This window comes from Belliella marina, from assembly GCF_042682445.1.
Lineage (GTDB): Bacteria > Bacteroidota > Bacteroidia > Cytophagales > Cyclobacteriaceae > Belliella > Belliella marina.
The window spans coordinates 218899-243732 of the sequence record NZ_JBHUHR010000038.1; the positions used below are offsets into that span (position 1 = coordinate 218899).

At 40.4% G+C, this 24834-nt stretch carries 24 protein-coding genes; 14 read left to right on the top strand and 10 right to left on the bottom strand.

Going from position 1 to position 24834, the window contains the following annotated elements; translation table 11 throughout:
- Positions 1 to 71: 71 nt before the first annotated feature.
- The 3 genes from ACFSKL_RS13055 to ACFSKL_RS13065 form a co-directional block, all read right to left on the bottom strand.
- Positions 72 to 533: a transposase gene (locus tag ACFSKL_RS13055; RefSeq protein WP_376886655.1), complete on the bottom strand. Its 462-nt coding sequence runs from the start codon at positions 531 to 533 to the stop codon at positions 72 to 74.
- Positions 534 to 798: 265 nt separating this feature from the next.
- Entirely contained in the window at positions 799 to 1935 is a 1137-nt protein-coding gene (locus tag ACFSKL_RS13060; protein WP_376886656.1) for a BamA/TamA family outer membrane protein, read from the bottom strand.
- A 62-nt stretch (positions 1936 to 1997) separates the two neighbouring features.
- The gene (locus tag ACFSKL_RS13065; protein ID WP_376886657.1) at positions 1998 to 2930 is read right to left on the bottom strand and encodes a hydrogen peroxide-inducible genes activator; all 933 of its coding nucleotides are present in this window, start codon (positions 2928 to 2930) and stop codon (positions 1998 to 2000) included.
- A 141-nt stretch (positions 2931 to 3071) separates the two neighbouring features.
- On the opposite strand from ACFSKL_RS13065, the gene ACFSKL_RS13070 reads away from it, so the two are divergent.
- From ACFSKL_RS13070 to ACFSKL_RS13125, 12 genes are all read left to right on the top strand, one after another.
- A complete protein-coding gene (locus ACFSKL_RS13070) occupies positions 3072 to 4103 on the top strand; it encodes a Fe(3+) ABC transporter substrate-binding protein (protein ID WP_376886658.1) in 1032 nt (343 codons plus the stop codon).
- 9 nt (positions 4104 to 4112) lie between these two features.
- Entirely contained in the window at positions 4113 to 5750 is a 1638-nt protein-coding gene (locus ACFSKL_RS13075; RefSeq protein ID WP_376886659.1) for an ABC transporter permease, read from the top strand.
- A 21-nt stretch (positions 5751 to 5771) separates the two neighbouring features.
- Positions 5772 to 6809 carry an ABC transporter ATP-binding protein gene (locus tag ACFSKL_RS13080; RefSeq protein ID WP_376886660.1) on the top strand — a complete coding sequence of 346 codons (1038 nt, stop codon included), beginning with the start codon at positions 5772 to 5774 and terminating at the stop codon, positions 6807 to 6809.
- A 79-nt stretch (positions 6810 to 6888) separates the two neighbouring features.
- Positions 6889 to 7728, top strand: coding sequence for a maleylpyruvate isomerase N-terminal domain-containing protein (locus ACFSKL_RS13085; RefSeq protein ID WP_376886661.1), 840 nt, complete (start codon positions 6889 to 6891; stop codon positions 7726 to 7728).
- A 134-nt stretch (positions 7729 to 7862) separates the two neighbouring features.
- A complete protein-coding gene (locus ACFSKL_RS13090; protein ID WP_376886662.1) occupies positions 7863 to 8306 on the top strand; it encodes a MarR family winged helix-turn-helix transcriptional regulator in 444 nt (147 codons plus the stop codon).
- A 3-nt stretch (positions 8307 to 8309) separates the two neighbouring features.
- Complete coding sequence (locus tag ACFSKL_RS13095; protein ID WP_376886663.1) at positions 8310 to 8732, top strand: organic hydroperoxide resistance protein; 423 nt, start codon at positions 8310 to 8312, stop codon at positions 8730 to 8732.
- Between the two features lie 622 nt (positions 8733 to 9354).
- The gene (locus tag ACFSKL_RS13100) at positions 9355 to 9855 is read left to right on the top strand and encodes a hypothetical protein (RefSeq protein WP_376886664.1); all 501 of its coding nucleotides are present in this window, start codon (positions 9355 to 9357) and stop codon (positions 9853 to 9855) included.
- 314 nt (positions 9856 to 10169) lie between these two features.
- The gene (locus ACFSKL_RS13105; protein ID WP_376886665.1) at positions 10170 to 10658 is read left to right on the top strand and encodes a S8 family serine peptidase; all 489 of its coding nucleotides are present in this window, start codon (positions 10170 to 10172) and stop codon (positions 10656 to 10658) included.
- A gap of 444 nt (positions 10659 to 11102) precedes the next feature.
- Complete coding sequence (locus tag ACFSKL_RS13110) at positions 11103 to 11573, top strand: hypothetical protein (RefSeq protein ID WP_376886666.1); 471 nt, start codon at positions 11103 to 11105, stop codon at positions 11571 to 11573.
- A 7-nt stretch (positions 11574 to 11580) separates the two neighbouring features.
- The gene (locus tag ACFSKL_RS13115) at positions 11581 to 12033 is read left to right on the top strand and encodes a hypothetical protein (protein ID WP_376886667.1); all 453 of its coding nucleotides are present in this window, start codon (positions 11581 to 11583) and stop codon (positions 12031 to 12033) included.
- Positions 12034 to 12111: 78 nt separating this feature from the next.
- Positions 12112 to 13020 (top strand): S8 family serine peptidase, encoded by a 909-nt coding sequence (locus tag ACFSKL_RS13120; RefSeq protein WP_376886668.1) that lies wholly within the window; start codon positions 12112 to 12114, stop codon positions 13018 to 13020.
- A 96-nt stretch (positions 13021 to 13116) separates the two neighbouring features.
- Entirely contained in the window at positions 13117 to 14016 is a 900-nt protein-coding gene (locus ACFSKL_RS13125) for a T9SS type A sorting domain-containing protein (RefSeq protein WP_376886669.1), read from the top strand.
- Positions 14017 to 14044: 28 nt separating this feature from the next.
- Here ACFSKL_RS13125 and ACFSKL_RS13130 read toward each other — a convergent pair whose 3' ends face one another.
- The 7 genes from ACFSKL_RS13130 to ACFSKL_RS13160 all read right to left on the bottom strand — a co-directional run bounded on the left by ACFSKL_RS13130 (position 14045) and on the right by ACFSKL_RS13160 (position 22940).
- Positions 14045 to 15442, bottom strand: coding sequence for an MltF family protein (locus ACFSKL_RS13130; RefSeq protein ID WP_376886670.1), 1398 nt, complete (start codon positions 15440 to 15442; stop codon positions 14045 to 14047).
- A gap of 299 nt (positions 15443 to 15741) precedes the next feature.
- Entirely contained in the window at positions 15742 to 17088 is a 1347-nt protein-coding gene (locus ACFSKL_RS13135; protein ID WP_376886671.1) for a TolC family protein, read from the bottom strand.
- Positions 17085 to 20150, bottom strand: a complete 3066-nt coding sequence (locus tag ACFSKL_RS13140) for an efflux RND transporter permease subunit (RefSeq protein ID WP_376886672.1) — start codon at positions 20148 to 20150, stop codon at positions 17085 to 17087. The genes ACFSKL_RS13135 and ACFSKL_RS13140 overlap by 4 nt, the downstream gene beginning before the upstream one ends.
- A 2-nt stretch (positions 20151 to 20152) precedes the next feature.
- Positions 20153 to 21235: an efflux RND transporter periplasmic adaptor subunit gene (locus ACFSKL_RS13145; protein ID WP_376886673.1), complete on the bottom strand. Its 1083-nt coding sequence runs from the start codon at positions 21233 to 21235 to the stop codon at positions 20153 to 20155.
- Entirely contained in the window at positions 21235 to 22047 is an 813-nt protein-coding gene (locus ACFSKL_RS13150) for an alpha/beta fold hydrolase (RefSeq protein WP_376886897.1), read from the bottom strand. The genes ACFSKL_RS13145 and ACFSKL_RS13150 overlap by 1 nt, the downstream gene beginning before the upstream one ends.
- Before the next feature lie 238 nt (positions 22048 to 22285).
- Complete coding sequence (locus tag ACFSKL_RS13155; RefSeq protein WP_376886674.1) at positions 22286 to 22507, bottom strand: hypothetical protein; 222 nt, start codon at positions 22505 to 22507, stop codon at positions 22286 to 22288.
- Positions 22508 to 22517: 10 nt separating this feature from the next.
- A complete protein-coding gene (locus tag ACFSKL_RS13160) occupies positions 22518 to 22940 on the bottom strand; it encodes a VOC family protein (RefSeq protein ID WP_376886675.1) in 423 nt (140 codons plus the stop codon).
- Positions 22941 to 23003: 63 nt separating this feature from the next.
- On the opposite strand from ACFSKL_RS13160, the gene ACFSKL_RS13165 reads away from it, so the two are divergent.
- Both ACFSKL_RS13165 and ACFSKL_RS13170 read left to right on the top strand, forming a co-directional pair.
- Positions 23004 to 23915, top strand: coding sequence for a patatin-like phospholipase family protein (locus ACFSKL_RS13165; RefSeq protein ID WP_376886676.1), 912 nt, complete (start codon positions 23004 to 23006; stop codon positions 23913 to 23915).
- The gene (locus tag ACFSKL_RS13170; RefSeq protein WP_376886677.1) at positions 23902 to 24525 is read left to right on the top strand and encodes a class I SAM-dependent methyltransferase; all 624 of its coding nucleotides are present in this window, start codon (positions 23902 to 23904) and stop codon (positions 24523 to 24525) included. Before ACFSKL_RS13165 ends, ACFSKL_RS13170 begins: the two co-directional genes overlap by 14 nt.
- Positions 24526 to 24834: the final 309 nt, after the last annotated feature.

A 24834-nucleotide genomic window follows, 5' to 3' on the forward strand; every position in this document is an offset into this window, starting at 1 on the left:
GCTGACTCTCAAAAATCCATTCGCAGGACTCCCAGAGAAGTTTTACATCGGTTGGAAAACGAATATAAGATTCATAGCAGGTGGCATCCCTGCCTGCAGCAGGCAGGCATCAGCAGAACATGGCTGTTGTTGACATCATATTTCCAGTGATTAATCAGGATCTCCTGAAGCTTTTCCCATTCACAGTGAGTTTCAATATAAGCCCTAATACGGGTCATAATGGTCATATCCTTAATCTGCTGGTTTTCCGCCAGTACTTTTCCGCAAAAATATTGAAGAGACCAATCAGTATTGAAACGTTCCAGAAGCTGTCTATCACTGACATTCAAATATGCTTTTAAAAACATCAGCGAAAACATGCCCTTTGAACCGAACCAGCTTGGCGCACCCCTACCAACACGTTCGTCGGGAAGACAGGCGACAAGTTCGTCCCAAGGGATGCTGCCATGAACCTGACCCAATAATGAATTCTTGAAAAAGTGATATTTTGGAGAGTATCCATCAAAGTCTTTGAAAATTGGAAGCTGAATCATATCTTGTATCGTATTTTATTCTGCAACCTTAAAATACAAAAAAGAAAACCCCGAAAAAAGCTGAATACAGCCAAATTCGGGGTTTTTGTGTTATGTTTTTGTTAATTATTCAATTGACCTTCAGTTATTTAGGGATTAAACAAGAAGCCCTAACAAAGAAAAAATAAGTATCCCCCTTTTGATGGAAAAATCAAAAGCAGTCCTTTCCCAATTGCCAAACTACACATCTACTTACCTGGCACTTTCGCTGGAAGACATGTAATGATCAAAACGCCTCTCCTATAAACAAATAAAAGCCCGAGCCTTCCTTGGTCAAGGCATAATCAATCCTGGTATAGATATCCTTTTTGGGGAAGAGCAAAAACCTCAATCCCCCACCTGCTGACCAGACGATTTTGTTGAGGTTTAGATTGTCAAAATTCGGAAAAACAGTGGCTATCCCTCCAAAAGCTGCCGCTCCAATCCTGTCGGTAAAACCTAAAGGAAGTGGCAAAAACCTAAGTTCCGCCTGGGTTGCTATTTGATTGTTGTCCCTGAATCTACCTGTGTAATACCCCCGCATCATTGATTCTCCCCCCATCAGTGCGAGTTGATTAAAGGGCACATCACCGGAATTGAAATGACCAAGCAACTGGGCTGCGAAAACGGTGTTTTTGCTGACTGGCCTGTAAAACCTTGTATCCGAGACAACCGAGTTGAACCCAAATGTACTGATTGCTGAAGCATAGCGGAGATAGGCCAATTCGGAGAAAAAACCATTTCTGACATTCAGTACATTGTGCCTGTTGTCATAAACCAAGCCTGCGCCTATCCCAATATTTGTAGACCCCTCACTCCCACGTGGCAATTCGAAGGTCGGACTATCTGGAGCCCTCTTAAATTCAGTCCCCGCAAGCCTTTGATAGTCCACTTCCAGACCAAAAAACAAATTGTTTTTGATTTTTCTAAGTACTCTTTCCTTGATCAATATCTGGTTGGCATCTACCAATGCAAGGTATTCTGATGGTGAGTCCATACCTATCCCATAATACTTGAGTGGAAAACTCTGCAACCTTATTCTGCCCAAAAAAAACCATTTGCTCTGATCAGAATAGATCGCATGGTCAAACCACAAACCATATTGGTTTTCCAAAGTGAAAAATGTAAACCCATTGATTTCACTCAACCTATTGGCAGTATCCCTATTGGCATAATAGACATAAAGCGAAGACAAACCGATCTCCCAGCTAGTCTCCGGTGCATAAGCCAATGTCGGATAAACCAAAAACTGAGGCTTGCTCACATCTGAGGTGTCATTTATAAGACTGTTGATATATTTTTTGACAAAAGATTGAGCAAAACTCCCAGAACTAGTCCCAAAAAAAAACAAAAGAACTATTGTGGCAAATGCAGTTTTTTTCATCAATGCAGAAACGTTTGAAGTGGAAAAGAGTTTCCGCTTTATTCGAGAAAATTACAAAAATATTACTTAAACCTCACAATTTTCCCATGGGCTTTGGAAGTCATCTCCTGCGGGATTGAAGCCGTAATTTCTTTGTAGAGCAATTCCACCAATTTCTGCTTCAAAAAACTTCTGGTCAATATAATACTTACCTCCCTAGTCGGCTCCTCACCCACAAATGTCCTCAGCCTGCTTTTCTCCTGTGGTGTCAAAGAAAATGTCGCCAATTCGGGAAGCAAAGTCACACCCTTGTATTCATTTACCATATATTTCAACCCTTCCAAAGAGCCACTCTCATAATGGAAATTCATATTTTGGAATTTAGCTTTATTGCATAAATTCAAAACCTGATCCCTAAAGCAGTGACCTTGTTGCAAAACCCACATATCCGAAGTCTCAAAATCTTGGACATTTATCTTTTCCTTTGCCAATAAGGGATGGTCTTCCGATAGGTAAGCATAGAATTTCTCATAAAACATGGGCTTCTCCAACAAGCCATTCTCCTCCAAGGGAGTGACCACCACCCCCAAATCAAGTTCATCATTTTTCAGCTTTCGCACAATCTCTTCGGTTACCATTTCTTCTACCTGAAGCTGTACGTTGGGATATTTCTCCAAAAAATTCCTGATAAACCTATGCAATAAGTAAGGTGCCAGGGTGGGTATGATTCCCAATTTTATGACCCCGCTGATATCGCCCTTCAGCTGTGCTACAATCTCATAGATCCCCTTGCTATGGGACACCACTTTTTTGGCTTGCTCCAAGATCTGCGCACCAGACTCAGTTGGGATCACTGGCATTTTTGTACGATCAAAAATAATGACTTCCAGTTCCTTTTCAAGCTTATTCACCTGGGCGCTCAAAGTCGGCTGTGTCACAAAACAAGATGCGGCAGCTTGACCAAAATGCCTGAATTTATCTATTGCTAAAATGTACTCCAATTGTTGGATCGTCATATTTTTTCTGATCTAAAACCTGAAAAACCACTATTTCACTTCACGTCAGAAGCTTGGTGCAAATATAAAAATCTTTTTCTTTTTATTTAGATTTGATTTAAATAATGGTTATTTTTGCCCTTGTCAATCAAAAAAACTAATATGAAAAACTTCCTAAAAGCTGTTTCTTTAGCGATTATAGCAATTTCATTTTATGCTTGTGGAGGCTCTTCGGAGAGCAAAAATGAAGTAAATGTCTATACCCACAGGCATTATGAAGCAGATCAAAAGCTTTTTGACATGTTTACCGAAAAAACAGGGATCAAGGTGAATGTAGTGAGTGCAAGTGCAGATGAATTGATCCAAAAACTAGAACTGGAAGGAGCAAACTCCCCAGCCGATGTCTTGATTACGGTAGATGCAGGCAGGCTTCAAAGAGCTGTAGACAAGGATTTGGTACAATCAGTATCATCTTCTGTATTGGATAAAAATATCCCCTCAAAATTCAGGGATCCGGAAAACAAATGGTTTGGGCTAACCTTCAGAGCTAGGATTTTCGCCTATAGCAAAGAAAGGGTAAATCCAGAAGAGCTTTCCACCTATGAAGCATTGACCGAAGAACAATGGAAAGGAAGAGTACTCACAAGATCTTCCGAGAATATATACAACCAATCATTATTGGCATCCATCATAGCACATAATGGAGAGGAAGCTGCACAGACTTGGGCTTCCGGATTGCTTGCCAACATGGCAAGAAACCCAAAAGGCAGTGACAGAGACCAAGTGAAAGCAGTAGCTTCCGGTGAAGGGGATGTCGCTATCGTGAACACCTACTACATAGGCATCATGTTGAATGATTCCAATGAAGAAGAAAGAAAAGCAGCTGAAAAAGTTGGATTATTTTTCCCAAATCAAGAAAATAGAGGAACACATATCAATATTTCTGGAGCAGCAGTTACTAAATTTGCACCAAACAAAGAAAATGCGATAGCTTTGATCGAGTTTTTGTCAGAAGTAGAGGCGCAGGATTTCCTTGCAAGCATCAACTTTGAATACCCAGTGAATACCGCAGCTGAGCATTCTGATTTGCTGAAAAAATGGGGTGATTTCAAAGCTGACGAAATCAACTTGTCAGAACTTGGCAAAAACAACAAAGAGGCAGTCGTCATCTTTGACCGTGTTGGATGGAAATAACAAGAAGTATTGGACACCATTGAAAAAAAGTATTATTGGTGGAATAAATGGACTGGATTTGCACTGCTGATTTTATTATTTGTTGCAACTCCCCTTTTCACCATCTTATTCAAATTATTCACTAGCCCGGGAGGTAGTTGGTCACATATAGCCAACAACCTCCTTTTTGGCTATTTTCAAAATACCCTTTTGATTCTACTGGGGGTAGCTTTCAGTACTTTTGTATTGGGGGTGAGTACCGCTTGGCTCGTTTCCAACTATGAGTTCCCAGGTAGAAAATATTTTGAGTGGCTTTTGATTCTCCCTTTGGGATTTCCAGGATATATCATGGCTTACACCTATGTTGGACTCTTGGATTATACTGGCCCGATACAGACATTCCTGAGGAATACCTTTGGAATCCAAGTCAAGGGCAGCCTGCTTGACATCATGAATCTTCCTGGCGCGATCTTTATACTGTCCATCACACTATTCCCCTATGTGTTTTTGATTGCTAGATCTTCTTTTTTGCAGCAATCCAAGACTATGCAGGAAGCTTCCTCACTCCTGGGTGCAAACAGGACAAAAACCTTTTTCAAGGTAGCCCTTCCAATGGCAAGGCCTGCAATAGTAGCCGGTATAGCCTTGGCCTCCATGGAAGTTTTGAATGATTATGGTACGGTCAAATATTTTGGTGTAAACACCTTTACCACCGGGATATTCAGGGCTTGGTTTTCAATGGGCGATGCAACTACAGCCATCTACCTGGCTGCGATTTTGATGCTATTTGTTTTTGTAATCCTATACTTGGAATCTATCCAACGGGGAAACAGGCAATATGCCTCCGTCAATGGACTCAATAAGCCCCAAGCCAGAAAAGAAGTCTCAACCAAAAACAAAGTTCTGTATACAGGAATTTGCACTGCCCTCTTCCTGATCAGTTTTTTTATTCCATTTTTGCAATTACTCCAGTGGGTATTCATGACTTATGAAAAAGTAGTGAACCAAGAGTTTTTCCTACTCATTTTCAGAAGTTTTGGACTGGCTGCAGTCGTTGGGATATTGGTCGTCATCCTTTCGATCATCCTGCTGTACGCACTTAGACTAAGCCCGTTCAAGTGGGTAAAGAGCATTACAAAAATAGCAACGTTGGGTTATGCCATCCCGGGTGCTGTGATTGCTGTCGGGGTAATGATCCCATTGTTGTCCTTTGACAAATGGATCTACAACACAGTTTTCTCCAACAGTGTGGCAGGATTATTTTTGTCGGGGACACTCTTTGCCCTTACTTTTGCGTATATCGTCAGATTCATGGCTGTAGGCTACAACCCTGTAGAAGCAGGATTTCAAAAAATCGGCATCCATGTCAATGAGGCGAGCAGGCTTCTTGGTGTCCGAAGTTCAAAAACCCTTTGGAAAATAGACCTTCCATTGATCAAGTCAAGTATATTTTCGGGTATCTTACTCGTTTTTGTTGATGTGTTGAAAGAATTACCTTTAACTTTGATCCTTCGTCCATTCAATTATCAGACATTGGCTACCAAGGCCTTTGACATGGCGACAAATGAAATGATTGCAGAATCTGCCAATGCAGCCCTCATCATCATTTTGACAGGAATCATCCCGATCATTTTCCTCAACAGAATGATCAAAAAAAGAGAAGTATAGGTAAATATATCCCAAACAGGCATGTCAATTTTATCACTCCAAAACATCTATAAGAAATATGGCAATGCCAATGACTTTGCCGTCAATGACATTTCATTCAATGTCACTGAGGGGGAGATTTTGGCTTTGGTTGGAGAGAGTGGATCGGGAAAAACCACTTTGTTGAGACTTATTGCCGGACTTGAACATCCCGACCAAGGGATCATCTCCCTATCTGGGCAGGTGATCGTGGAAGGCAAAAAAACAGTGCCTGCCCATACCAGAAAAGTAGGGATGGTATTTCAGGATTATGCACTTTTTCCCCACTTGACCATATTGGAGAATGTCAAGTTTGGAATCCAAAAAGTAAAAGGCAACCCGGAAACCATCGCAAAAGACACCCTCAAATTGGTTGGCTTAAAGGAAGACCACAACAAATACCCACACCAACTATCCGGTGGACAGCAGCAGCGAGTCGCCCTGGCACGGGCCATTGCCCCCAATCCAAAAATCCTCTTGATGGATGAACCCTTCAGCAACCTGGACGCCATGCTCAAGGATCAAGTTCGTGAAGAAATCCGTCAAATCATCAAAAAAACAGGCATAACAGCGATTTTCGTCACCCATGACACCAAAGACGCACTCTCTACTGCCGACAGAATCGCCATCCTTCACAAAGGGTTCTTACAGCAAATAGATATTCCAAAAGTGCTTTATGAAAACCCAATCAATCCTTATGTAGCCAATTTCTTTGGAAAGAGAAACGAAATTCTGGCCACCCCAAGTGAAGATGGGTTCTATACTACCTTTGGGTTTGTTTCCGATCCAGAAGCGAAAAAATTCAAATCCAAAGTCAAGCTATTGTTCAGACCCGAACATGGCGAGGTAGTGCAGAGAAAAGGGCAACAACTCAGTGGCAAAATCGTCAAAGTATCATATTTTGGAAGCCATCAATTGGTAAAGATTTCTGATGATGAGGGCTTTCGTGTGACCATCAGAACCAACCCGGGAAGAGTCTTCGATGAAGCTGAAAGTGCATTTTTCTATTTGTGGAAATATGATATTGAAGAGGCATTTTAACATCATTTTGTATATTTGATAGGGTTGGACAATCTACGGATGCTGACCCTTGAGAAAACACAAAATTTGATGAAACAATATGCCTGATGCATCTAAAAGAATAGACACTTTAGCACTTTTCCCTATTTTGGATAGGATGTTGATCGAACTTTTGTCTTCTTTGACTGAAGAAGAATGGGAAGTCCAAACCGTGGCAAAACTCTGGAAGGTAAAGGATGTAGCCTCCCATCTTTTAGACGGCAACTTAAGGGCACTTTCCATATCAAGAGATGGGTTTGTCGGAGAAAAACCAGAAAATATCAACTCATACCAAGATCTTGTTTCATATTTGAACGGTTTAAACCTTGCATGGACCAATGCCACAAAAAGACTTAGTACAAGAGTATTAGTAAACTTATTAGAATCAAGCGGAAAGGAATACTATGAACATCTCCAAACGCTAAACCCATCAGACCAAGCTGTTTTTTCGGTTGCTTGGGCAGGAGAGGATGTTTCACCAAACTGGTTCCATATTGCAAGGGAATACACTGAGAAATTTCTCCACCAGCAACAAATAAGGGATGCCGTCAACAAACCGGGACTGATGACTAAGGAGTTGTTTTATCCATTTATTGACACCCTTATGTACGCTTTCCCTTATACTTTTCAGAACATTTCGGCAAAATCTGGAACTGTGGTATCTATGGTTATCCCTTCTGAAATCGGCGGCATGTGGAATATTGTAAATACTGAAAATGGCTGGGAATTGAACAAAGACAGGCAACCCAACCCAAGTGCACAAATAATCATCAAGCCAGAAATCGCCTGGAAGCTATTTTCAAAGAGTTGGAAACCAGAACAAGTCATTTCTGAAGTTGAAATCAAGGGGGATGGATTTTTAGCCAAACATGCTTTAAGTATGGTAGCGGTAATGGCATAGAACAAATCGCAAAGATTTCTATCAGTATCCGATGGAGAGTTTGGAGAAACATAGGGCTGTAAACAAATAAAATCACCCGAAATTTTTTCTTTTAATAAAATTGTATTAAATTTAATTGTTCACAATTAAAAAGAATGACAAAAGAGCACGATTTATTACTGCTGGAAAATCAAATTTGCTTTCCCTTATACGCAGCATCAAGGATGATAATTCAAGCTTACAGAGAGCCGCTGGAAGAATTGGGGATTACATATCCACAATATCTTGTGATGATGATTCTTTGGGAGAATGATGGTTTGGCGGTCAATGAAATAGGAAAGAGATTATTCCTAGATTCAGGAACACTAACCCCCTTGCTCAAAAGATTGGAAAGCCACAATCTCATCAAGAGGGTACGTAGTGAGCAAGATGAAAGGAAAGTTGAAATCCAGCTAACCTTTCAAGGAAAATCATTGAAATCTAAGGCAGAAAAAATCCCAGGAAAGGTATTGGAATGCCTGAACAGCTGGGAGCCTGAGACGTTAATAAATTTAAAAAATGAAGTCAACAAATTAGTAGAAACTTTAAACCAACCTTAAAAAATGGAAAAGATCAAAATCGATTACACCGCTACAGCGGTCAATACAGGTGGAAGAAAAGGCCATGTAAAAACAGATGACGGCCAATTGGACTTTGACGTGGCTATGCCAAAAGAAATTGGAGGTACAGGAGGGAAAACGAATCCCGAACAACTATTTGCAGCAGGCTACGCAGCTTGTTTTGGTGGTGCCTTGGGTGCCGTAGCCAAAGGAGTAAAATTGGATGATGCCGAGATCACAGTGAAAGCGCATCTTGGCAAAACAGAAGCTGGTGGATTTGGATTGGCAGTGGATATCATCTGCAAAATCCCACAAGCAAAATCACTGGAAGAAGCACAGAAGTTGGTAGAAGCAGCCCACGAAGTCTGCCCATACTCCAAAGCCACTAGAGGCAACATTGAGGTAAATGTGAAAGCCGTAGCTTAAAGATACTCAAATAGACTATTTAATTAGCCAAGATCACATTATTTCATAGAACTGTATTCTAAGAATCAACACCTCCTAGAATAAAGGTGAAAAGTGGAAAGGCCCGGTTATTGACCGGGTCTTTTTATTTCTAAGTGAATTCGTGGCTTACGAATTCTGTTTGCAACGAAGACGCAAAGACACGAAGTTTTTTTGATAAATTAATTTCACCAATGGCTTAATGAATTCATGTATTTTTGCTTTGGTGCATTCGTGGATTACAAGGTTTATTCTCTATTAAGTCTTAGTACCCAAAAATCACATGTTCCATGGAAATGATATCGTAGATGCAATCTACGCTCAGGGGCAAGCACTTACATTCCTCAGGTGAAAAACTATAAAAACTACAATTTACCAACTGTATGTAGATTCTCTATACACCTGACTTTCCCAAGAATCTGTAACTCCATTGTTTAAGGATTCGTTTTTGATTCTTGAAAACTATTTATTAGATTGAGACATGTTGACGTTGAGGTACGTCTCAATATTTAGGAGACATCTTGAAAGTTTTAAGCGACAATCAATTGATGAGTAACTTAATTTGTCATATAATTTAATTTTGCCTCCATTTTAATTTAAAAAAATGATTGGAAAATATAAAAAGATACTACACCAAGTTGGAAAATTAAAGTTTCAGGCTTCAACATCACTAGTAATATTTTTATCTGCTGCCTGTATGGAGCAAAACAACCAAATATGCGACGAGTCAATCCCAATAGGTTCAGACGTTACAGATCTCTTGGTCGATAATCACAAATGTAATTTGGCAGAACAAAATGAACAGGATTTAGCAACATTTAAGATCACATCACAAAGTGAATTTGAAGAACTCTTGACTTGCCAATCCCCTCAAATTAAAATAGATTTTGAAAATGAATTTATTGTTGGAGGTCAAGTGAAATCTTATCAATGTGGGAGTTTTAAAGAAGCGTTTTCTGAAAAAAAATGTAATAAAATCAAAATTGGAGTGAATATTCAGCCACAAGACTGCACTGGTATTACTGATGTTTTATTTTTTGTTTCTTTACCTATAGAATACATAAACAATGACTTGGAATTTGAAATTGTTTACTTGGAGCCTTGAAAAATTTATTTACATTTATTTTGACATACTTTGTTGTTTTTCTCTATATGGTCAGTACTATTACTACAAGGGTCTGAAGCAACCTTTGGAACTGATGGATAACAAAAAACATATTCTTTTAGATAAAAAAAAACGACAGACAGAGCTTTGCGAAGCTCTTGAAAATAGAAAACTCTCAAATAAAAGAATTCCGTACAACTGCTTTTTTTAATATTTAAAAAGAAATCCAGGTATTGACGTGGAGATGCAATGGGCTGTGGTTTCAGATTCACGAGAGCCTGAATTACTCAAAAGGATATCCAATTCAATACCCAATGGTCATTGTTAAATACAGGTCAGAATGGTGGTACAGCAGGTGCGGATATAAAAATATGTCCCGCGTGGGAGATTTCTACCGGATGCGAAGATATAATTGTTGCAGTGCTCGATCAGGAATGGAGCCCCATGAAGATTTGAATAATATTCTACCTCTAAATTTTAATACAGAGTTTGGAATCCCCCCATTTGGAGATCATGGAATGCTAGTAAGTGGAATTCTTGGAGCGGAAAGAAACAATTCTATTGGTATTGCAGGCGTAAGTTATGATAGTCCATTAATGGATATAGCTAACAGTTTATTGTCAGTTCCAGCTTCAAGGATCGCTAGAGCAGATGGAATAAATTGGGCTTGGGAAAACCAAGCAAGCGTAATAAATAATTCCTGGGGTTCAAGTGTTATATATGATGTTATCGATGAAGCCATAGAAAATGCTGTAATCAATGGAAGAAATGGTTTAGGATCGATCGTCGTTTTTGCTACTTGAAATGATGCTAATAATTCAATTGGTTACCCTTCGACAAATCCCCATGTAATTGCACGAATAGAAACGACCAAAGAGCCTCTTTTTCAAACTATGGGACAGGCATTAGTATCAATATTTTCCGAAAAATCAATCGCAATGTAAGCTGTTTCATTGAAAGGGTCGAGTTGGGCAGAAATATGATTTATGTAAGAGATGTTTTGAGGAGTTGGTTGGATGAGGGGGGGGCAGAGTAATTGCTTTTAAAAAAGTATTTTTTGATTATTTCGATAGTAAAATGCACAATTGAACATATTTGCTTGATACGCAGTGTTTTATGCTATTATAGAATTCTTGTTTATTGAAAACTATTTATTAAATTGAAGACATGATAGACTTGAGAAACGTCCTGAGATTAGTGATTGAATTACCAGAGTCAGGTTCGAAAGCAATAAAACTGTAGAAATAATGAAAAACATATTAAAAATGACGCCAATTTTGTTGCTATTGGCAGCGTTAACATGCAGTTGTCAGAATGAAATAAATCCAGACTGTGAAGGAGATAATGCACAGCAGGTTGAGTTATTTTATGTTGATGAATTTGAAAGTACACCCTGCGGACTTCAAAATATTGAGGGCAACGAAAAGGAAACGAATCTTGTGATAACCACTCAAGCAGATTTTGAAAAATTTTTTACCTGCTCGGAACAACTGCACATTGACTTTGATAAGTATTTCATATTGGCTGGTATGTATAGACACCATCAATGTGCGGTATTTGATAGTCAGCAAGTGGTGTTGTGTAATAATAGAATTGTTTACAAAGTTGGGCTACTTGAACAGATCTGCGCTGCCTTAACCAATGTATCTTATTTTGTCGTCATTGATAAACAGTATGAAAATCTACCCGTTGTATTCGATGTTAAATTCTCAAATTAATACGATTATGATGAGGTCAATTATCTTCTTCTCACTCCTTTTTCTCGGCTCAATCATAGCACATGTACAGGAGTATTATTACTGGGCTAATGGAGAGAAGCACTCTTTAGAACTGTATTCAGACAAGCAATACATTTTAATGCAGGGGCAAAATAAAATAGCAATAGCACAAGAATTGGAAGTATCAGAGCAAAGTATTTCGGAACTAAAACCTATTATCATTAGCAGTACAATTAATACAGACAGAGCTAGCAAGTCCCTTGAAAGCGATCAATATTGGGCTTTTGTTAATAGTTCAATCGACAAAGCGAAAGTCCCATCATCTGATATTATTTATGTCGCACCTTTATTCCTGGTAAACGGTAAAGAAATTGGACTGTCTCACTATTTTTATGTGAAACTAAAACAGGAGAAGGATATAGAAGTTTTAAAATTGTTGGCTAAGGAAAACATGGTGTAAATTGTTGGTAATGATAGTTCTATGCCTTTATGGTACATTTTGTCATGTGACAAAAACTCTAAGGGTAATGCGCTGGAAATGGCTAATCTCTTTTATGAATTAGGGTATTTTGAGTCTGCTGAACCGGACTTAATGGAGGAATTTTTAATGGGTTGCACAAATGATCCATTGTTTGCTGAACAGTGGCATTTAAATAATACTGGACAGGCTGGAGGCACTGTTGGTAATGACATTAGGACTTGTCAGGCATGGAATATAACTACGGGATGCGCTAACGTAGTAGTTGCTGTTTTAGATCATGGTCTTGAGTTTAATCATCCTGATTTTATTAATATTAGTCCGATAAGTTTTGATACTGAAAATGGAACGACTCCAAGTGTGGTAAGAGGTGATCACGGTGTACCTGTTGCGGGAGTTATTGGAGCTACACAGAATAATAATTTAGGTGTATCAGGAGTATCGCCTGAAGTACAATTGATGTCAATAAGCAGTAGTCTGGTCCTTGCACCTTTGTTAAGCCAAAGACTCGCAAACGGAATTAATTTTGCTTGGCAAAGTGGGGCGGCAATAATAAATAATAGCTGGGGGAGTAATTCCATTGAACAACAAGGGCTGATTAATGATGCTATAAATAATGCAGTAACTCAAGATAGAGATGGTTTGGGTACGATCGTGGTTTGTATAACTCATAATCATAGTGCCAGTTCAATCGCTTTTCCTTCTAATAACCCACAAACAATTGCAGTTGGTGCAATAAATCGCACCCAAAGTCGTGCAAGCTTTTCAAATTTTGGAGCAGGGATAGACGTAGTTGCACCTGGCGTTAGTATAAGCACGACGGACAGGCAGGGAGCATTGGGTTACAATCAAACTGTTGGGTCGAATGGAGACTATACACCTGTTGACGGAACATCATTTGCTGCGCCTCAAGTTGCCGGAATTGCCGCTTTAATTCTTTCGGTGAATCCTAGCCTAACCCAACAGTAAGTCAGAAATATAATTGAGATTACTGCAGACAAAGTAGGTGGGTATAACTACACATTAGGAGCAGGAGAAAACACCAATCTCACTTGGAATAATCAAATGGGTTATGGTCGAGTAAATGCTGAAAAAGCTGTAAAAGCAGCCTTACCCACCATCTCCGGCTCCGACTACCTCTGCTCCACCTCAATCTATTCTATTCAGAACCCACCTGTTGGAAGTAAGGTCTCCTGGTCTGTTTCTCCTACGCATTTGTTCTCTGGAGCTACCTCAGGGACAGGTACCATAGCCAATCTAAATCCTGCTAACAGTTTAGTTTCAGGAGCAGCCACCCTCACTTTTAGTCTCACGACAGATTGTGGGGTTGTGAATGTAGAAAAAGGTATTTGGATTGGTGAAGCTACAGTTAGTTGGATAGAATTTTCAAATAGTGCCAATGAATTTGAGCAATGGTGTTCTAGTCATGATGGCAACATCTTTAATATTCATTACCAGATGTCTCCTGACAATGCGCAGTGGGAGGCTAGGCTCTTGCATTGGCCTAGCCTCACTGTTGCATATACATCTTCTTATGTTTATACAGGCAGTGGTCCCCATCAACTGTATTATATCCCCCCTTTTCCAACCATAAATAATGGCTATTATGTATTTGAGATGCGAAACATCAACGGTTGTAATCCGTCTGATTGGGTATCTTACTATGAAATAGAGTACGTCGATTGTACTGGGTATGATGACTATCCATTTATAGTGTATCCAAACCCTACTAGTAGTTACGTTACGATTAGTAGATTCACCAATGACACACAAAATGATGATTTACAAAGAAATCAAACACCTTTTCAGGTAAGTCTATTTGACCAAAGGGGACAGGAAATCATCAATAGAGCCCAAGCTGATATTGAGACTACCTTAGACCTCAGCAAACTCAAAAAAGGACTTTACTATATCCATATCTACTACAAAGAAGCGGTCATCCGAAAGCAGATCAAAGTGGAGTAAGAAAAAAAGAAAAGACTCAATAACAATTCTACGGCTCCACCAATACCCGATAGGAGTTATACAAAATCAAAATATCATCAACATAGTTGACTGCAATGTGACCTTTGGCATAACCACTCCGCACAATTGGATCACGATAATATTCGGGGTCTGTTTTTAGTTTGAGGAAATGTGATACATGCTCCCAGTATTGTGGGTTTTTGCCATATTTCATCGTCAGTTTCCAGGCATCTTCTACATGTCCATGCCCTATATTGTAAGAAGCGAGGATGAATTTTATCCGCTCATTGGATTCAGGGATTCTTTCCCTCCAGAATTTATCCAAGTATTTCAGGAAATTGACTCCACCCATTAGACTTTGGTAGGGGTCGTTGGGATCTTCTACACCAAACCTTTCGAGGGTCACAGGCATCAACTGTAGCAATCCGGTAGCCCCCGCATAGGAAGTAGCCGCAGGGTTGAAAGCCGATTCTTTGTAAACCAAAGACGCCAACAACCTCCAATCCCATCCCAGATGTTCTGCCGCAGATTTGATAATATCATCGTATTCCGAAATCATATTCCCACCCAAGGATGAGAAAGCGCTGTTTGATCTGAAATAGCTGTTTTTTGAATTAAGGTAGTATTTGGAATAGAGTGTAGCCAAATAACCTGATTTTTTACGTTTGGAAATCCATGAATTGATGGCCGTTTCCAATTCGGGCGCATTCGGTCTGACAGCCCAAGCAACAGGTGATTTTTCGCTGATCTCAAATGCGATATCCAGATCTCTATAATAGGTGGCATTGACCAAAGCCAAGTCTTTGTCGACTACCGTATAGTCAATCTTTCTTTCCAAAACCTGAGAAATCAGTTGCTCTCGGCCTTCCCTCACTTCCATGATCGAAATTGAAAAAGTACTATCCACCTGCATGTCACAAAGCTGGGATTTATAGATGGCACCTTGGGGAATATGGATGACTTTATCATCTAACTCTTCAATATTCCGGATCATCTGTCCCGATTTCCTCTGTACCAAAACTGTGCTTACCTCACCAAGAGCTTCCGTAAAATTCGCATACTTTTTCCTTTCGTCTGATACCTCAAGATTCATCGCAATGATATCTGCTTTGCCTTTGTTCAACAACACAAAGGCATCTTCGATATTGGATTTGACGATCAAATGTAAGCGAACTCCCAAATTACTTGCGAGATTCCTGAGCAACTCAAACTCATAACCCATCCTTCTTCCCCGATAGATATAATAACTCGTGGAAGAATTGTCTACAACTGCCCTGATATATCCCCTCTTGACGATTTCGTCTAGATCCAAAGCAACAGGGTTATCCCAAATAGACTTATTTTTCTCTTTTTCCAAAAAAGTACACTGAACCCCAAAGACTAGGAGGAGAGAGATAAATATAAATGAAGTCAGTATTCTGCGCATATATAGCATCCCATTATATAGAGAAACGTTTCGCTAAAATGGTATCAACCACCACCTTTAGCAAATAATATACCAAAGTCAAAAACAATAAAACAAGGGGGAGAAGACCCAAAAATCTCTAGGGACAATGCAAAAAGTGAATGGTCTAGCTTCTTTTTCCTTTGACCTCTACCTTATGTGGATTAACGCAACGATTTATATCTTTTTGAGATAAGATTTTTACTACTTCCAGGACAGCACTTTGTATTTCTCAACTATCAGAAAAGACCAAAACCTAACAATGGTGCAGGTTTGACAATCTATTTATCCAAAAGGTCCAATCTTTCTTCGCTGTTTTGGTAATAGATTTTACCGGAGAGCCTCAACAGCTCTATCTCCATTTCCTTGATATTGAAAAGAGCTGTGATCAATCTGTCCTCAGCGGTAAGGAGATTCACTTGGGCATCCCTGAACTCAAGGTAATTTGCAATCCCAAGCCTAAATCTTTCCAAAGCGATATCCGTATTTTCTACAGCCACTTCGTAATTTTTTCTTTCTATCTCCAACAGCCTTTTGTTATTTTCATAAGAAGTATAAGCCCTATGGAGGTCAGATTGCATTTGGATTTCGAATTGCTGAAGGGCAAGTTCAGAATTATATCTTTGGACTTTTGCAGCCTGAATTCGTTTGTTCAAAGTAAAACCACTAAACAAATTCAATGTCACACCAGCCCCATAGTTGTAGCCTTCCCTTTGATTAAAAAGGAGAAAACCAGCCTGGGCATTTAAAGTGTTGTTAACATATGCAGCATTCAGATTGACAGAAGGCAACCTTTGTGCCTGTAATTCCCTGATCTGCAAGAACGCGACATTTTCCTGCCTCTGAGCGACCAGAAATTGCTTATTGTTCAAGTATGCATTCTCCATCAAATCCTCCAATCTTAAATTATCGGAGATGAGGATTGTGTCCTTCACGGTAAATTGATCAGAAGGAGATAAAGCCAACAATTCATTCAAGTTGATCTGTGCTGTCCTGATAATCTGTTCCTGATTCACAGTCAGTGACAAATCCGTATTGTAATCCACCTGTGCAGTCAGGAAGTCCCGTCTCCCTGCCCCCCCCAACTCATAGCGGGCTTCGGCTATTTCAAGCCTTGATTTGGAAAATTCCAATGTCTTTTCCAAAACCTTCTGCCTCTGAAGCTCCAATACCAATCTGTAGTAAGAAGATGAAACTGCCGCCACCAAATTCTCGACGGCAATCTTTGCGTCCAGCTCGCTGATCTCCGCCAATTTCCCCAACCTTCTCATCGTCACGACCACCTCGGGATTGAATCCATAGATGGCAGAAACGGTAAAGTTCTCGGTATCAGATGTGGCACCAAGAATTTCGTTTGGCGCAGGGGATGATTGGAATAATTGTTCTACATCTTCCTTACTGTAACTTTGCGCATAATTCGCATCAACTACAGGCAAATAGGAAGTGCCAAAACCAATTTCCTTGTCATAATTTGCCAACTGCACATTGTTGACGGCTATTTTCACACCATAATTTTTCTCAAGACCAATCATGATGGCCTTTTCCAAATTCAACATTTCACTCTCCTGAGCGAAAGTGAATACAGAAATTTGAGATAAAAACAATATCGTTAAAATAATTCTTCTCATTGTACTCTTGCTAATCTTCCTTTTTTGGATGTAAGGAAAGTATAAATTGCTGGAATGATAAATAAGGTCAATACAGTAGAGAATGCCAAGCCTCCAATCACTGCCACCCCCATAGGTACTCTGCCTTCAGATCCTGCCCCCAAAGCCAGGGCAATTGGGAGAATCCCTAGAATGGTCGATAAACTAGTCATCAAAATAGGTCTAAACCTTGCGCTTGCCGCACCTATGATCGCCTCGTCCACCGACAGTCCCTGTGCTTTTCTTTGGTTGGCAAACTCCACGATCAAGATTCCGTTTTTCGTCACCAAGCCTATGAGCATGATAATCCCAATCTGGCTAAAGATATTCAGGGTAAAATCAAATAGCCACAAAGAAGCCAAAGCTCCAAACAATGCCAATGGCACCGTAAACATTATCGTCAAAGGATCCATGAAGCTTTCGAACTGTGCCGACAATACCAAGTAAATCAGAACCAAGGCAAAGATGAAAGCGAAGATCAAACTATTGGAACTTTCCCTGTACTCTTTGGAAAGGCCTGCCACATCTGTACTGAATGATTCATCCAAAACTTCAGAAGCGATCCTATCCATTTCATCCAATCCTGATCCAATTGTGTATCCGGGTGCAAGGTTTGCAGAAACTGTCGCACTGACGAATCTATTGAATCTATAAAGTTGAGGTGGGGTACTGTTTTCCCGTATTGTCACCAAGTTGTCCAACTGCACCAAGCTTCCGTTTTCAGCCCTCACATAAAGTGTCCGTAAGTTGATCGGTTCATTTCTATCCTCAATCTGCATCTCACCTACTACCTGATACTGCTTCCCATTCATGATAAAATAGGCAAAGCGCTGGCCGGAGTAAGAAAGCTGCAATGTCCTGGCAATTTCCTGAACCGAAACGCCCACATTTCTAGCTTTTTCACGGTCTATCTCGACCTCAATTTCAGGTTTGGTGAATTTCAGATTGATATCAGCATAGCTGAATATGGGACTTTGGTTGGCCTGCTCCATAAACTTGGGGATCACCTCTTTCAGCTTATCCAAAGTAGGTGCCTGCAGCACATACTGAACTGGCAACCCAGCCCTTCTATCGCCAATAGATGGCGCTTGGGTGGCAAAGGCCCTCACGGAAGTGAACTTTGTCAACCTCTTGGAGACCTCATCATAAATCTCCTGCTGGCTGCGCTCTCTCTCAGATGCATCTGTCAAAATCAGCCTCAAGAATCCCGAGTTGGTACTCGCAGTTCCGAATCCCGGAGAAGTAACCGTTATGATACCTACCCTTTCTTCCTCCGGTATCTCCGTCATGAATTCATGGGTCATATCATCCAAAACCCTATCCATAAACTCAAAAGTAGCACCTTCAGGTCCACTCAGGTTGACCCTCATTTCTCCTCTATCCTCTATGGGGGAAAGTTCCGTTGGAATGATCTGGAAAAGCTGATAGATCCCGAAAGCCACCAAGACAACTACCAAAAAGGCAATCCCCCTGAATTTCATAAAAGCTTCCAAAGCATGGCTGTATTTCTCATTCAACCAAAGGAAAACCGGCTCTGTTTTATTGTAAAACCAATTTTGTTTCTCCCTTTTTTTCAAGAGCTTAGAGCTCAACATCGGAGTCATTGTCAAAGCTACAAAAGAAGAAATAATAACCGCACCGGCCACAACCACACCAAACTCCCTAAAGAGCCTACCGGTGGTACCTGTCAAGAAAATCACTGGCAAAAACACAGCCGCCAAAGCAACAGTCGTAGCTATTACTGCGAAGAAAATCTCTTCTGCTCCTTTTTCAGCAGCTATATCCGGACTTTCACCTTTCTCTATCCTGGAATAGATATTCTCCAATACCACAATGGCATCATCCACCACAAGGCCAATAGACAACACAATCCCCAACAAAGTCAGCACATTGATCGAGAAATCCGCCAAGTACATGATAAAAAACACCCCTATCAGGGAAATGGGTATTGTCAGTACTGGAATAAAAGTCGTCCTCCAATCCCTCAAAAAGAGGAAGATGATCAGCACCACTAGGATAAATGCGAGGATGATTGTCTCCTGTACCTCAGCGATGGATGACCGGATAAAACTCGTCGAATCAAACCCAATGTCAAGCAAAATATCTTCCGGAAGGTCTTTTTTGATGGTCTCCAATCTTTTGTAAAATTCATCTACAATCTCGATATTGTTTGATCCCGGCAATGGTATGAGCACCACCCCTACCATCGGAATCCCATCACGCTTCAATACTGTCCTCTCATTGAGTGCGGCCAGTTCTGCATTTCCTATATCCTGAAATTTTACAATATTGTTTTGGTCATCCTTGATGATCAGGTTGTTGAATTCCTGTGGGGAACCCAACCTGCTCTTAGTCCTTACAGACAACTCAATGGTAGACCCTTCTATTCTTCCTGATGGCAATTCGACATTTTCGCTCTGAACCTTATTCAGCACATCCAAGGGAGTCACTCCATAGGAAGCCATCCTCAAGGGATCCATTCTCAACCTGATGGCATATTCCTTTTCCCCCCAAATCTGTACAGTACTTACCCCTGGGATGGTTTGCAGTCTTTCTTTGAAAATATTATTGGCCAATTCCGAAAGTTCCAAAAGTGTTCTCTTATTACTTTGGACATTCAGGAATACAATGGGTTGCGAATCGGAATCAGCTTTGGAAACTACCGGGGGATCCGTATCAGGTGGCAAATTACGTTGTGCACCAGACACTTTGTCCCGGACATCATTGGCAGCGGCTTCCAAGTCAGCTCCCACGTCAAATTCCACTGTAATATTACTTGTGCCATCATTACTCGTTGAGGTCAGTGATTTGATCCCAGCGATACCATTGATGGCTTCTTCAAGTGGCTCAGTGATCTGCGCTTCTATGACATCCGCATTGGCACCGACATAGGTAGTCCTTACATTGATGATGGGAGGGTCAACACTCGGAAATTCCCTAACCCCCAAAAAACTAATACCGATAATCCCAAACAATGTAATTGTGAGGGACATCACTATCGCCAATACAGGCCTTCTGATACTTATGGTAGATAAACTCGCCATGGTTAATTAATTTTCGTAGGATTCAGAGGTGATCCAACCCTAACTTGCAACACACCTGTCGTCAAGACCAAGTCCCCTACTTTAAGCCCTTCCAAGATCTGCACTTGCTTTTCTGTTCTAGTCCCAATCGTAACCACCCTTTCTTCGGCTTGATTCTGGGCATTGACCACATACACTTTGTAGCCACTAAGTTCGGGGATGACGGATTCGGAAGGAACCAACAATGCATTGTCCTCCACTCCCAAAGTATATTTGATTCTGATAAACATGCCAGGCAAAAATCTTCGATCTTTGTTTGGACTTGTAGCCCTGAGTTTCAAAGTCCTTGTGGCGGCATCAATTGTAGGCTCGTAAGCATAGACAACCCCTACCCCATTTTCTCCTCCTCCATCATTTGAAAAAGAAATCTTCGATCCGATTTCCACTGCATTGGCATATCTCTCGGGGATGGAAAATTCTATCTTGATCGGGTCAATGTTCACTATGCTCGCGATGACATCAGAAGTCCCGATCACCGATCCTTCCGAAATCTGCCGCAAACCCAACACCCCATCAAAAGGTGCCCTAATGACAGTTTTGCTCAATTGCGCCTCTACCAACTTCAAATCCGCAAGATTTGTATTGAACTGGTTAAGCGAGATATCATATTCTTCCTGACTGATCGCCTCACGCTCCAAAAGTTGTTTTTGTCTGTTCTCCTGGCTTTCATACAACTTTTTCGTGTAATCCAACCTTTGGTATTGGGCCTCCAGCTCATCATCGTTGAGATAGAGCAGCGGTGTTCCTTTTTTGACAAACTCCCCCTCTTTGAATGCGATCCTCTCAACCAATCCCGAAATCTCCGACCTGAGGTTTACAGTTTCATTCGGAATAATAGTGCCTGTGATATTCAGGTTATTCTCCAGTCTTTCCGACCGGACTTCCACCACATTGACTGGTATTTCATTACCTTGGGCTTGTGTACCGACATTACTGGAAGACTCGCCTTCTTTGGAAACAAATAGGTCTAATCTTGGATAGATAAAAATGATGGCAACCACTACTAGGATGGCTACGATTAAAATTGTTTTGGTTTGCTTTTTCATTATGGATGCTCCAAGGAATTTTGAAGTGGATTATATCGGCTTTTAAGCCATTCTAAAGAAAGTTTGTTGAATATATCTGGTTGTTCTACATTGACTACATGCCCACAGGCTTTGATTACCTCCAGAAAAGACTTTTTATGATCTTTCACAATGTTCTTGACCGATTCCAAAAACATCACATCTTCCTCTCCCATGATATATAAAGTAGGGATGGACAGGTCTTTTTCCTTAAAATATCTCAGAAGGGGATTGATATCCTTGGTAAGTTTGAACCACCTTATAAATTCTTTCTGGCATAGTCTTTTTGCTTCTCTGATAAATAGGCTTCTTGATTCAGCATGATTCCCTCTCGGCATGATAATAAACGCAAACAAACTGTACAACCACATATATGGAAGTACACTTTTGAAGGCATTCCCCAATATGACCAATATTCTCGAAGTGAAATTCAGTCTGGTAATTGCCCCTGCCATGATCATAGACTTCACCCTTTGAGGCTCCATTTCAGCCAATTGCCTTGCCAAAATGGTCCCTAAAGAAACCCCCATCACATGCGCCGGCGGGATATTCAGATGATCCAAGACCTCTATGATATCTTTGGTCACATTGGGAAATGTATATTTCTCATTCCAAAGATTCTTGATGGAATTGGCGGATCTTCCATGCCCTCTTAGGTCTATCAACAACAAGTTGAAATCTTCTCTGAATTCCCGGATTTGCTTATACCAAATTGACGAAGAACCTCCTGCCCCATGTATAAATACAACCCACTCCCTGCTCGTCGGATGTTCATAGGTTTTATAATACAACATTTCTTGTTTCGCCATAGTCTTGGTATAACCGAAAAGATCCAAATAAAGTTACCCGTTCCAAAACTAAATCAAATTTTAGCTGTAAAAAATCAAATAAGATATAGATGGTGACAGAAATCTATCAGTGGTTTCAACATATTATTATTTCCACCTGATTTTCTGCTTATCTATGGCAAGCCTATTTCCATTTGTGAATTTAGCTTAGCAGTGCCCCTATTTTGGGGAAAATGGGAAGCAGTTATTCCAAATCACCATTACTTTTTGACAATATGTTCTTTTTCTTTCTATTGCCAAAAACAATCAAAAGCAGAAGTCCGACACCAGTCCCCCAGCAAAGCCCGGTGAAAAATCTGATCATTTCAAGATCAAATAGCGGTTTTGATCCTTCCATCAGGGATTGAATGATTAATGCCGAAATTATCAGCATGAGTGCACTGATGATTGTCAATGTATTTTTCATAGCCTGTTCTTTACTTCGCAAATATCTGGCTTGGATCCTGAAACGACTTGAATTCCAAAGCATTTCCTGCCGGATCCAAGAAGAACATAGTCGCCTGCTCCCCTACTTCTCCTTCAAACCTGATATATGGCTCGATGACAAACGCAACCCCATTCGCTTTCAACTTATCGGCAAGACCATGCCATTCTTCCCAAGGCAATATTGCCCCAAAATGCCTAACTGGGACATTTTTGCCATCCACTTCATTTTTCTTTGCCTCCAGAAGCTCGTCTGGTTTGACATGTGCAGAAAGTTGATGACCAAAAAAGTTGAAATCAATCCATTTTTCAGTACTTCTACCGATCTCGCAACCAAGAAGGTTGCCGTAAAACTCTCTGGTTTCTTCAATGTCCCTAATCGGAAAAGCGAGATGGAATGGCTTACTTTGATTCATGGTATTTGATTATTTTTGCGAAAGTTAATTTACAAATATAAATAATTGTGTCACTTTTATATTATGCGTAAAAAAACAGTATCATTGGTTCTTTCAAGTGGCGGCGCAAGAGGGATGGCCCATATTGGAGTAATCGAGGCAATCGAGGAAGCCGGATATGAGATTGTATCCATCGCAGGCTCATCTGCTGGAGCTTTGATTGGAGGGATCCATGCTGCGGGACAACTCCCCGTCTTCAAAGACTGGATTTGTAACCTTGACAGGATTGATGTGTTTTCATTGATGGATTTCACATTGTCAAGCAAAGGCTTTATCAAAGGGGACAAAGTATTCAATGAAATCAAAAAATTTATCAGCGATTGCCAAATCGAGGAGCTCCAAATACCATTTATCTGCAATGCAGTAGAAATCCCATTGGGAAAGGAAAAAATATTTGACAAAGGTTCTCTATTTGATGCCATAAGGGCATCAGTCTCGATCCCAACTGTCCTTACTCCAGCCAAGATCCACGGAAAGGAATTTGTCGATGGAGGGATCATTAATCCAATCCCCTTAAGTCTATTACCAAAAACGAGCAAGGGCGAATTTGTGATAGCAGTTGACCTGAATGCTTCCAAAGACAAACTTGTCACCCAGATTATAGAAAAAACCATCAAAAAAGAATCTGAAAGCAGAATCAAAATCCCCCTATGGGTCACTGAATACAAATCAAAATTTTCCAAGTATTTTGATTCGGGAGTAAAGCAGGAAAAGTACAAAGGAATGAGCTCCCTGGAGTTGATGAATTTTTCGTTTGACCTTCTCCAAGACAAGCTATCTTCCATCATGCTCAACAAATACAAAGTTGATGTGTTGATTGAGATTTCGAGGATACAAGCCGGCACATTGGAATTCCATAGGGCATCGGAACTGATCGAAATAGGGAAAAAGAAAACAATGGAAGCCATCAAAAACCTGGAAAATGGAAATCAATAAGCTAAACGAACTGCTCGGAAATATTGACATCTACCTTTTGGACCAAATCCTCAAAGGGCGATTTACCAAAGAAATGAAGATCTTGGATGCAGGATGTGGTGAGGGCCGAAACTGTATCTATTTTTTGAATCAAGGTTATCAAATCTTTGGTATCGATGCCAATCCGATTGCCATACAGATGGCCAGGATTTATGCCCAAACGATCCAGCCCGATTATGATATCCAAAGATTCCAGACAGCTACTGTACAAGATATGCCATTTCACAAAGGAGCATTTGATGTCATCATCAGCTCAGCTGTATTGCACTTTGCCAACGATGAAAAGCAATTCTTCAAGATGGTGGATGAAATGATGCGTGTGCTTAAAGTTGGCGGGATCTTTTTCTTGAGAATGGCCACAGGGTTTGGAGGAATCCAAGAAACCTCCCCCAATTTGGGTGATGGCGTGTATGCCCTTCCCGACGGCAGCGAGCGGTTTATCCTTACCGAGGAATTGTTGGAAAAAATTGAACTAAGATATGGTTTGAGCAGTCTAGAGAATCCTAAAAGCGTGTTAGTCCATAGCCAGAGGGCAATGGGGGTATTTGTGTGGGAGAAAGCTAAAAATTAGGAATTAGAATATTGCGGATTTTAAAATCAGAAAATTACGGTTGGGGAGTTCGCTTGTAATATTGAATTGGAAGGTTGGAACGTTGGAAGGTTTGGGAATATCCATGAAAATCACATTTCTTTGGCAAATAGCTATTTCAAGATAAGCTCCAATTATTTCTGATTTCAAATTGACACAATAATTGGGACCTTCGAGGCTTAAATTGAGTCTTAACAATAAAGTGCCAATCATTTTCTTGACGAGGTATAAGTTTAGACTCAATTGGAAGAAAGCAACAATAAATTCTATCCAAAAAATATCCGATATCGA

Coding starts and splice junctions, on each gene's coding strand:
- ACFSKL_RS13055 (WP_376886655.1), bottom strand. CDS start 533: ATGATTCAGCTTCCAATTTTCAAAGACTTTGATGGATACTCTCCAAAA.
- ACFSKL_RS13060 (WP_376886656.1), bottom strand. CDS start 1,935: ATGAAAAAAACTGCATTTGCCACAATAGTTCTTTTGTTTTTTTTTGGG.
- ACFSKL_RS13065 (WP_376886657.1), bottom strand. CDS start 2,930: ATGACGATCCAACAATTGGAGTACATTTTAGCAATAGATAAATTCAGG.
- ACFSKL_RS13070 (WP_376886658.1), top strand. CDS start 3,072: ATGAAAAACTTCCTAAAAGCTGTTTCTTTAGCGATTATAGCAATTTCA.
- ACFSKL_RS13080 (WP_376886660.1), top strand. CDS start 5,772: ATGTCAATTTTATCACTCCAAAACATCTATAAGAAATATGGCAATGCC.
- ACFSKL_RS13085 (WP_376886661.1), top strand. CDS start 6,889: ATGCCTGATGCATCTAAAAGAATAGACACTTTAGCACTTTTCCCTATT.
- ACFSKL_RS13090 (WP_376886662.1), top strand. CDS start 7,863: ATGACAAAAGAGCACGATTTATTACTGCTGGAAAATCAAATTTGCTTT.
- ACFSKL_RS13095 (WP_376886663.1), top strand. CDS start 8,310: ATGGAAAAGATCAAAATCGATTACACCGCTACAGCGGTCAATACAGGT.
- ACFSKL_RS13100 (WP_376886664.1), top strand. CDS start 9,355: ATGATTGGAAAATATAAAAAGATACTACACCAAGTTGGAAAATTAAAG.
- ACFSKL_RS13105 (WP_376886665.1), top strand. CDS start 10,170: ATGGTCATTGTTAAATACAGGTCAGAATGGTGGTACAGCAGGTGCGGA.
- ACFSKL_RS13110 (WP_376886666.1), top strand. CDS start 11,103: ATGAAAAACATATTAAAAATGACGCCAATTTTGTTGCTATTGGCAGCG.
- ACFSKL_RS13115 (WP_376886667.1), top strand. CDS start 11,581: ATGATGAGGTCAATTATCTTCTTCTCACTCCTTTTTCTCGGCTCAATC.
- ACFSKL_RS13120 (WP_376886668.1), top strand. CDS start 12,112: ATGGCTAATCTCTTTTATGAATTAGGGTATTTTGAGTCTGCTGAACCG.
- ACFSKL_RS13125 (WP_376886669.1), top strand. CDS start 13,117: ATGGGTTATGGTCGAGTAAATGCTGAAAAAGCTGTAAAAGCAGCCTTA.
- ACFSKL_RS13130 (WP_376886670.1), bottom strand. CDS start 15,442: ATGCGCAGAATACTGACTTCATTTATATTTATCTCTCTCCTCCTAGTC.
- ACFSKL_RS13135 (WP_376886671.1), bottom strand. CDS start 17,088: ATGAGAAGAATTATTTTAACGATATTGTTTTTATCTCAAATTTCTGTA.
- ACFSKL_RS13140 (WP_376886672.1), bottom strand. CDS start 20,150: ATGGCGAGTTTATCTACCATAAGTATCAGAAGGCCTGTATTGGCGATA.
- ACFSKL_RS13145 (WP_376886673.1), bottom strand. CDS start 21,235: ATGAAAAAGCAAACCAAAACAATTTTAATCGTAGCCATCCTAGTAGTG.
- ACFSKL_RS13150 (WP_376886897.1), bottom strand. CDS start 22,047: ATGTTGTATTATAAAACCTATGAACATCCGACGAGCAGGGAGTGGGTT.
- ACFSKL_RS13155 (WP_376886674.1), bottom strand. CDS start 22,507: ATGAAAAATACATTGACAATCATCAGTGCACTCATGCTGATAATTTCG.
- ACFSKL_RS13160 (WP_376886675.1), bottom strand. CDS start 22,940: ATGAATCAAAGTAAGCCATTCCATCTCGCTTTTCCGATTAGGGACATT.
- ACFSKL_RS13165 (WP_376886676.1), top strand. CDS start 23,004: ATGCGTAAAAAAACAGTATCATTGGTTCTTTCAAGTGGCGGCGCAAGA.
- ACFSKL_RS13170 (WP_376886677.1), top strand. CDS start 23,902: ATGGAAATCAATAAGCTAAACGAACTGCTCGGAAATATTGACATCTAC.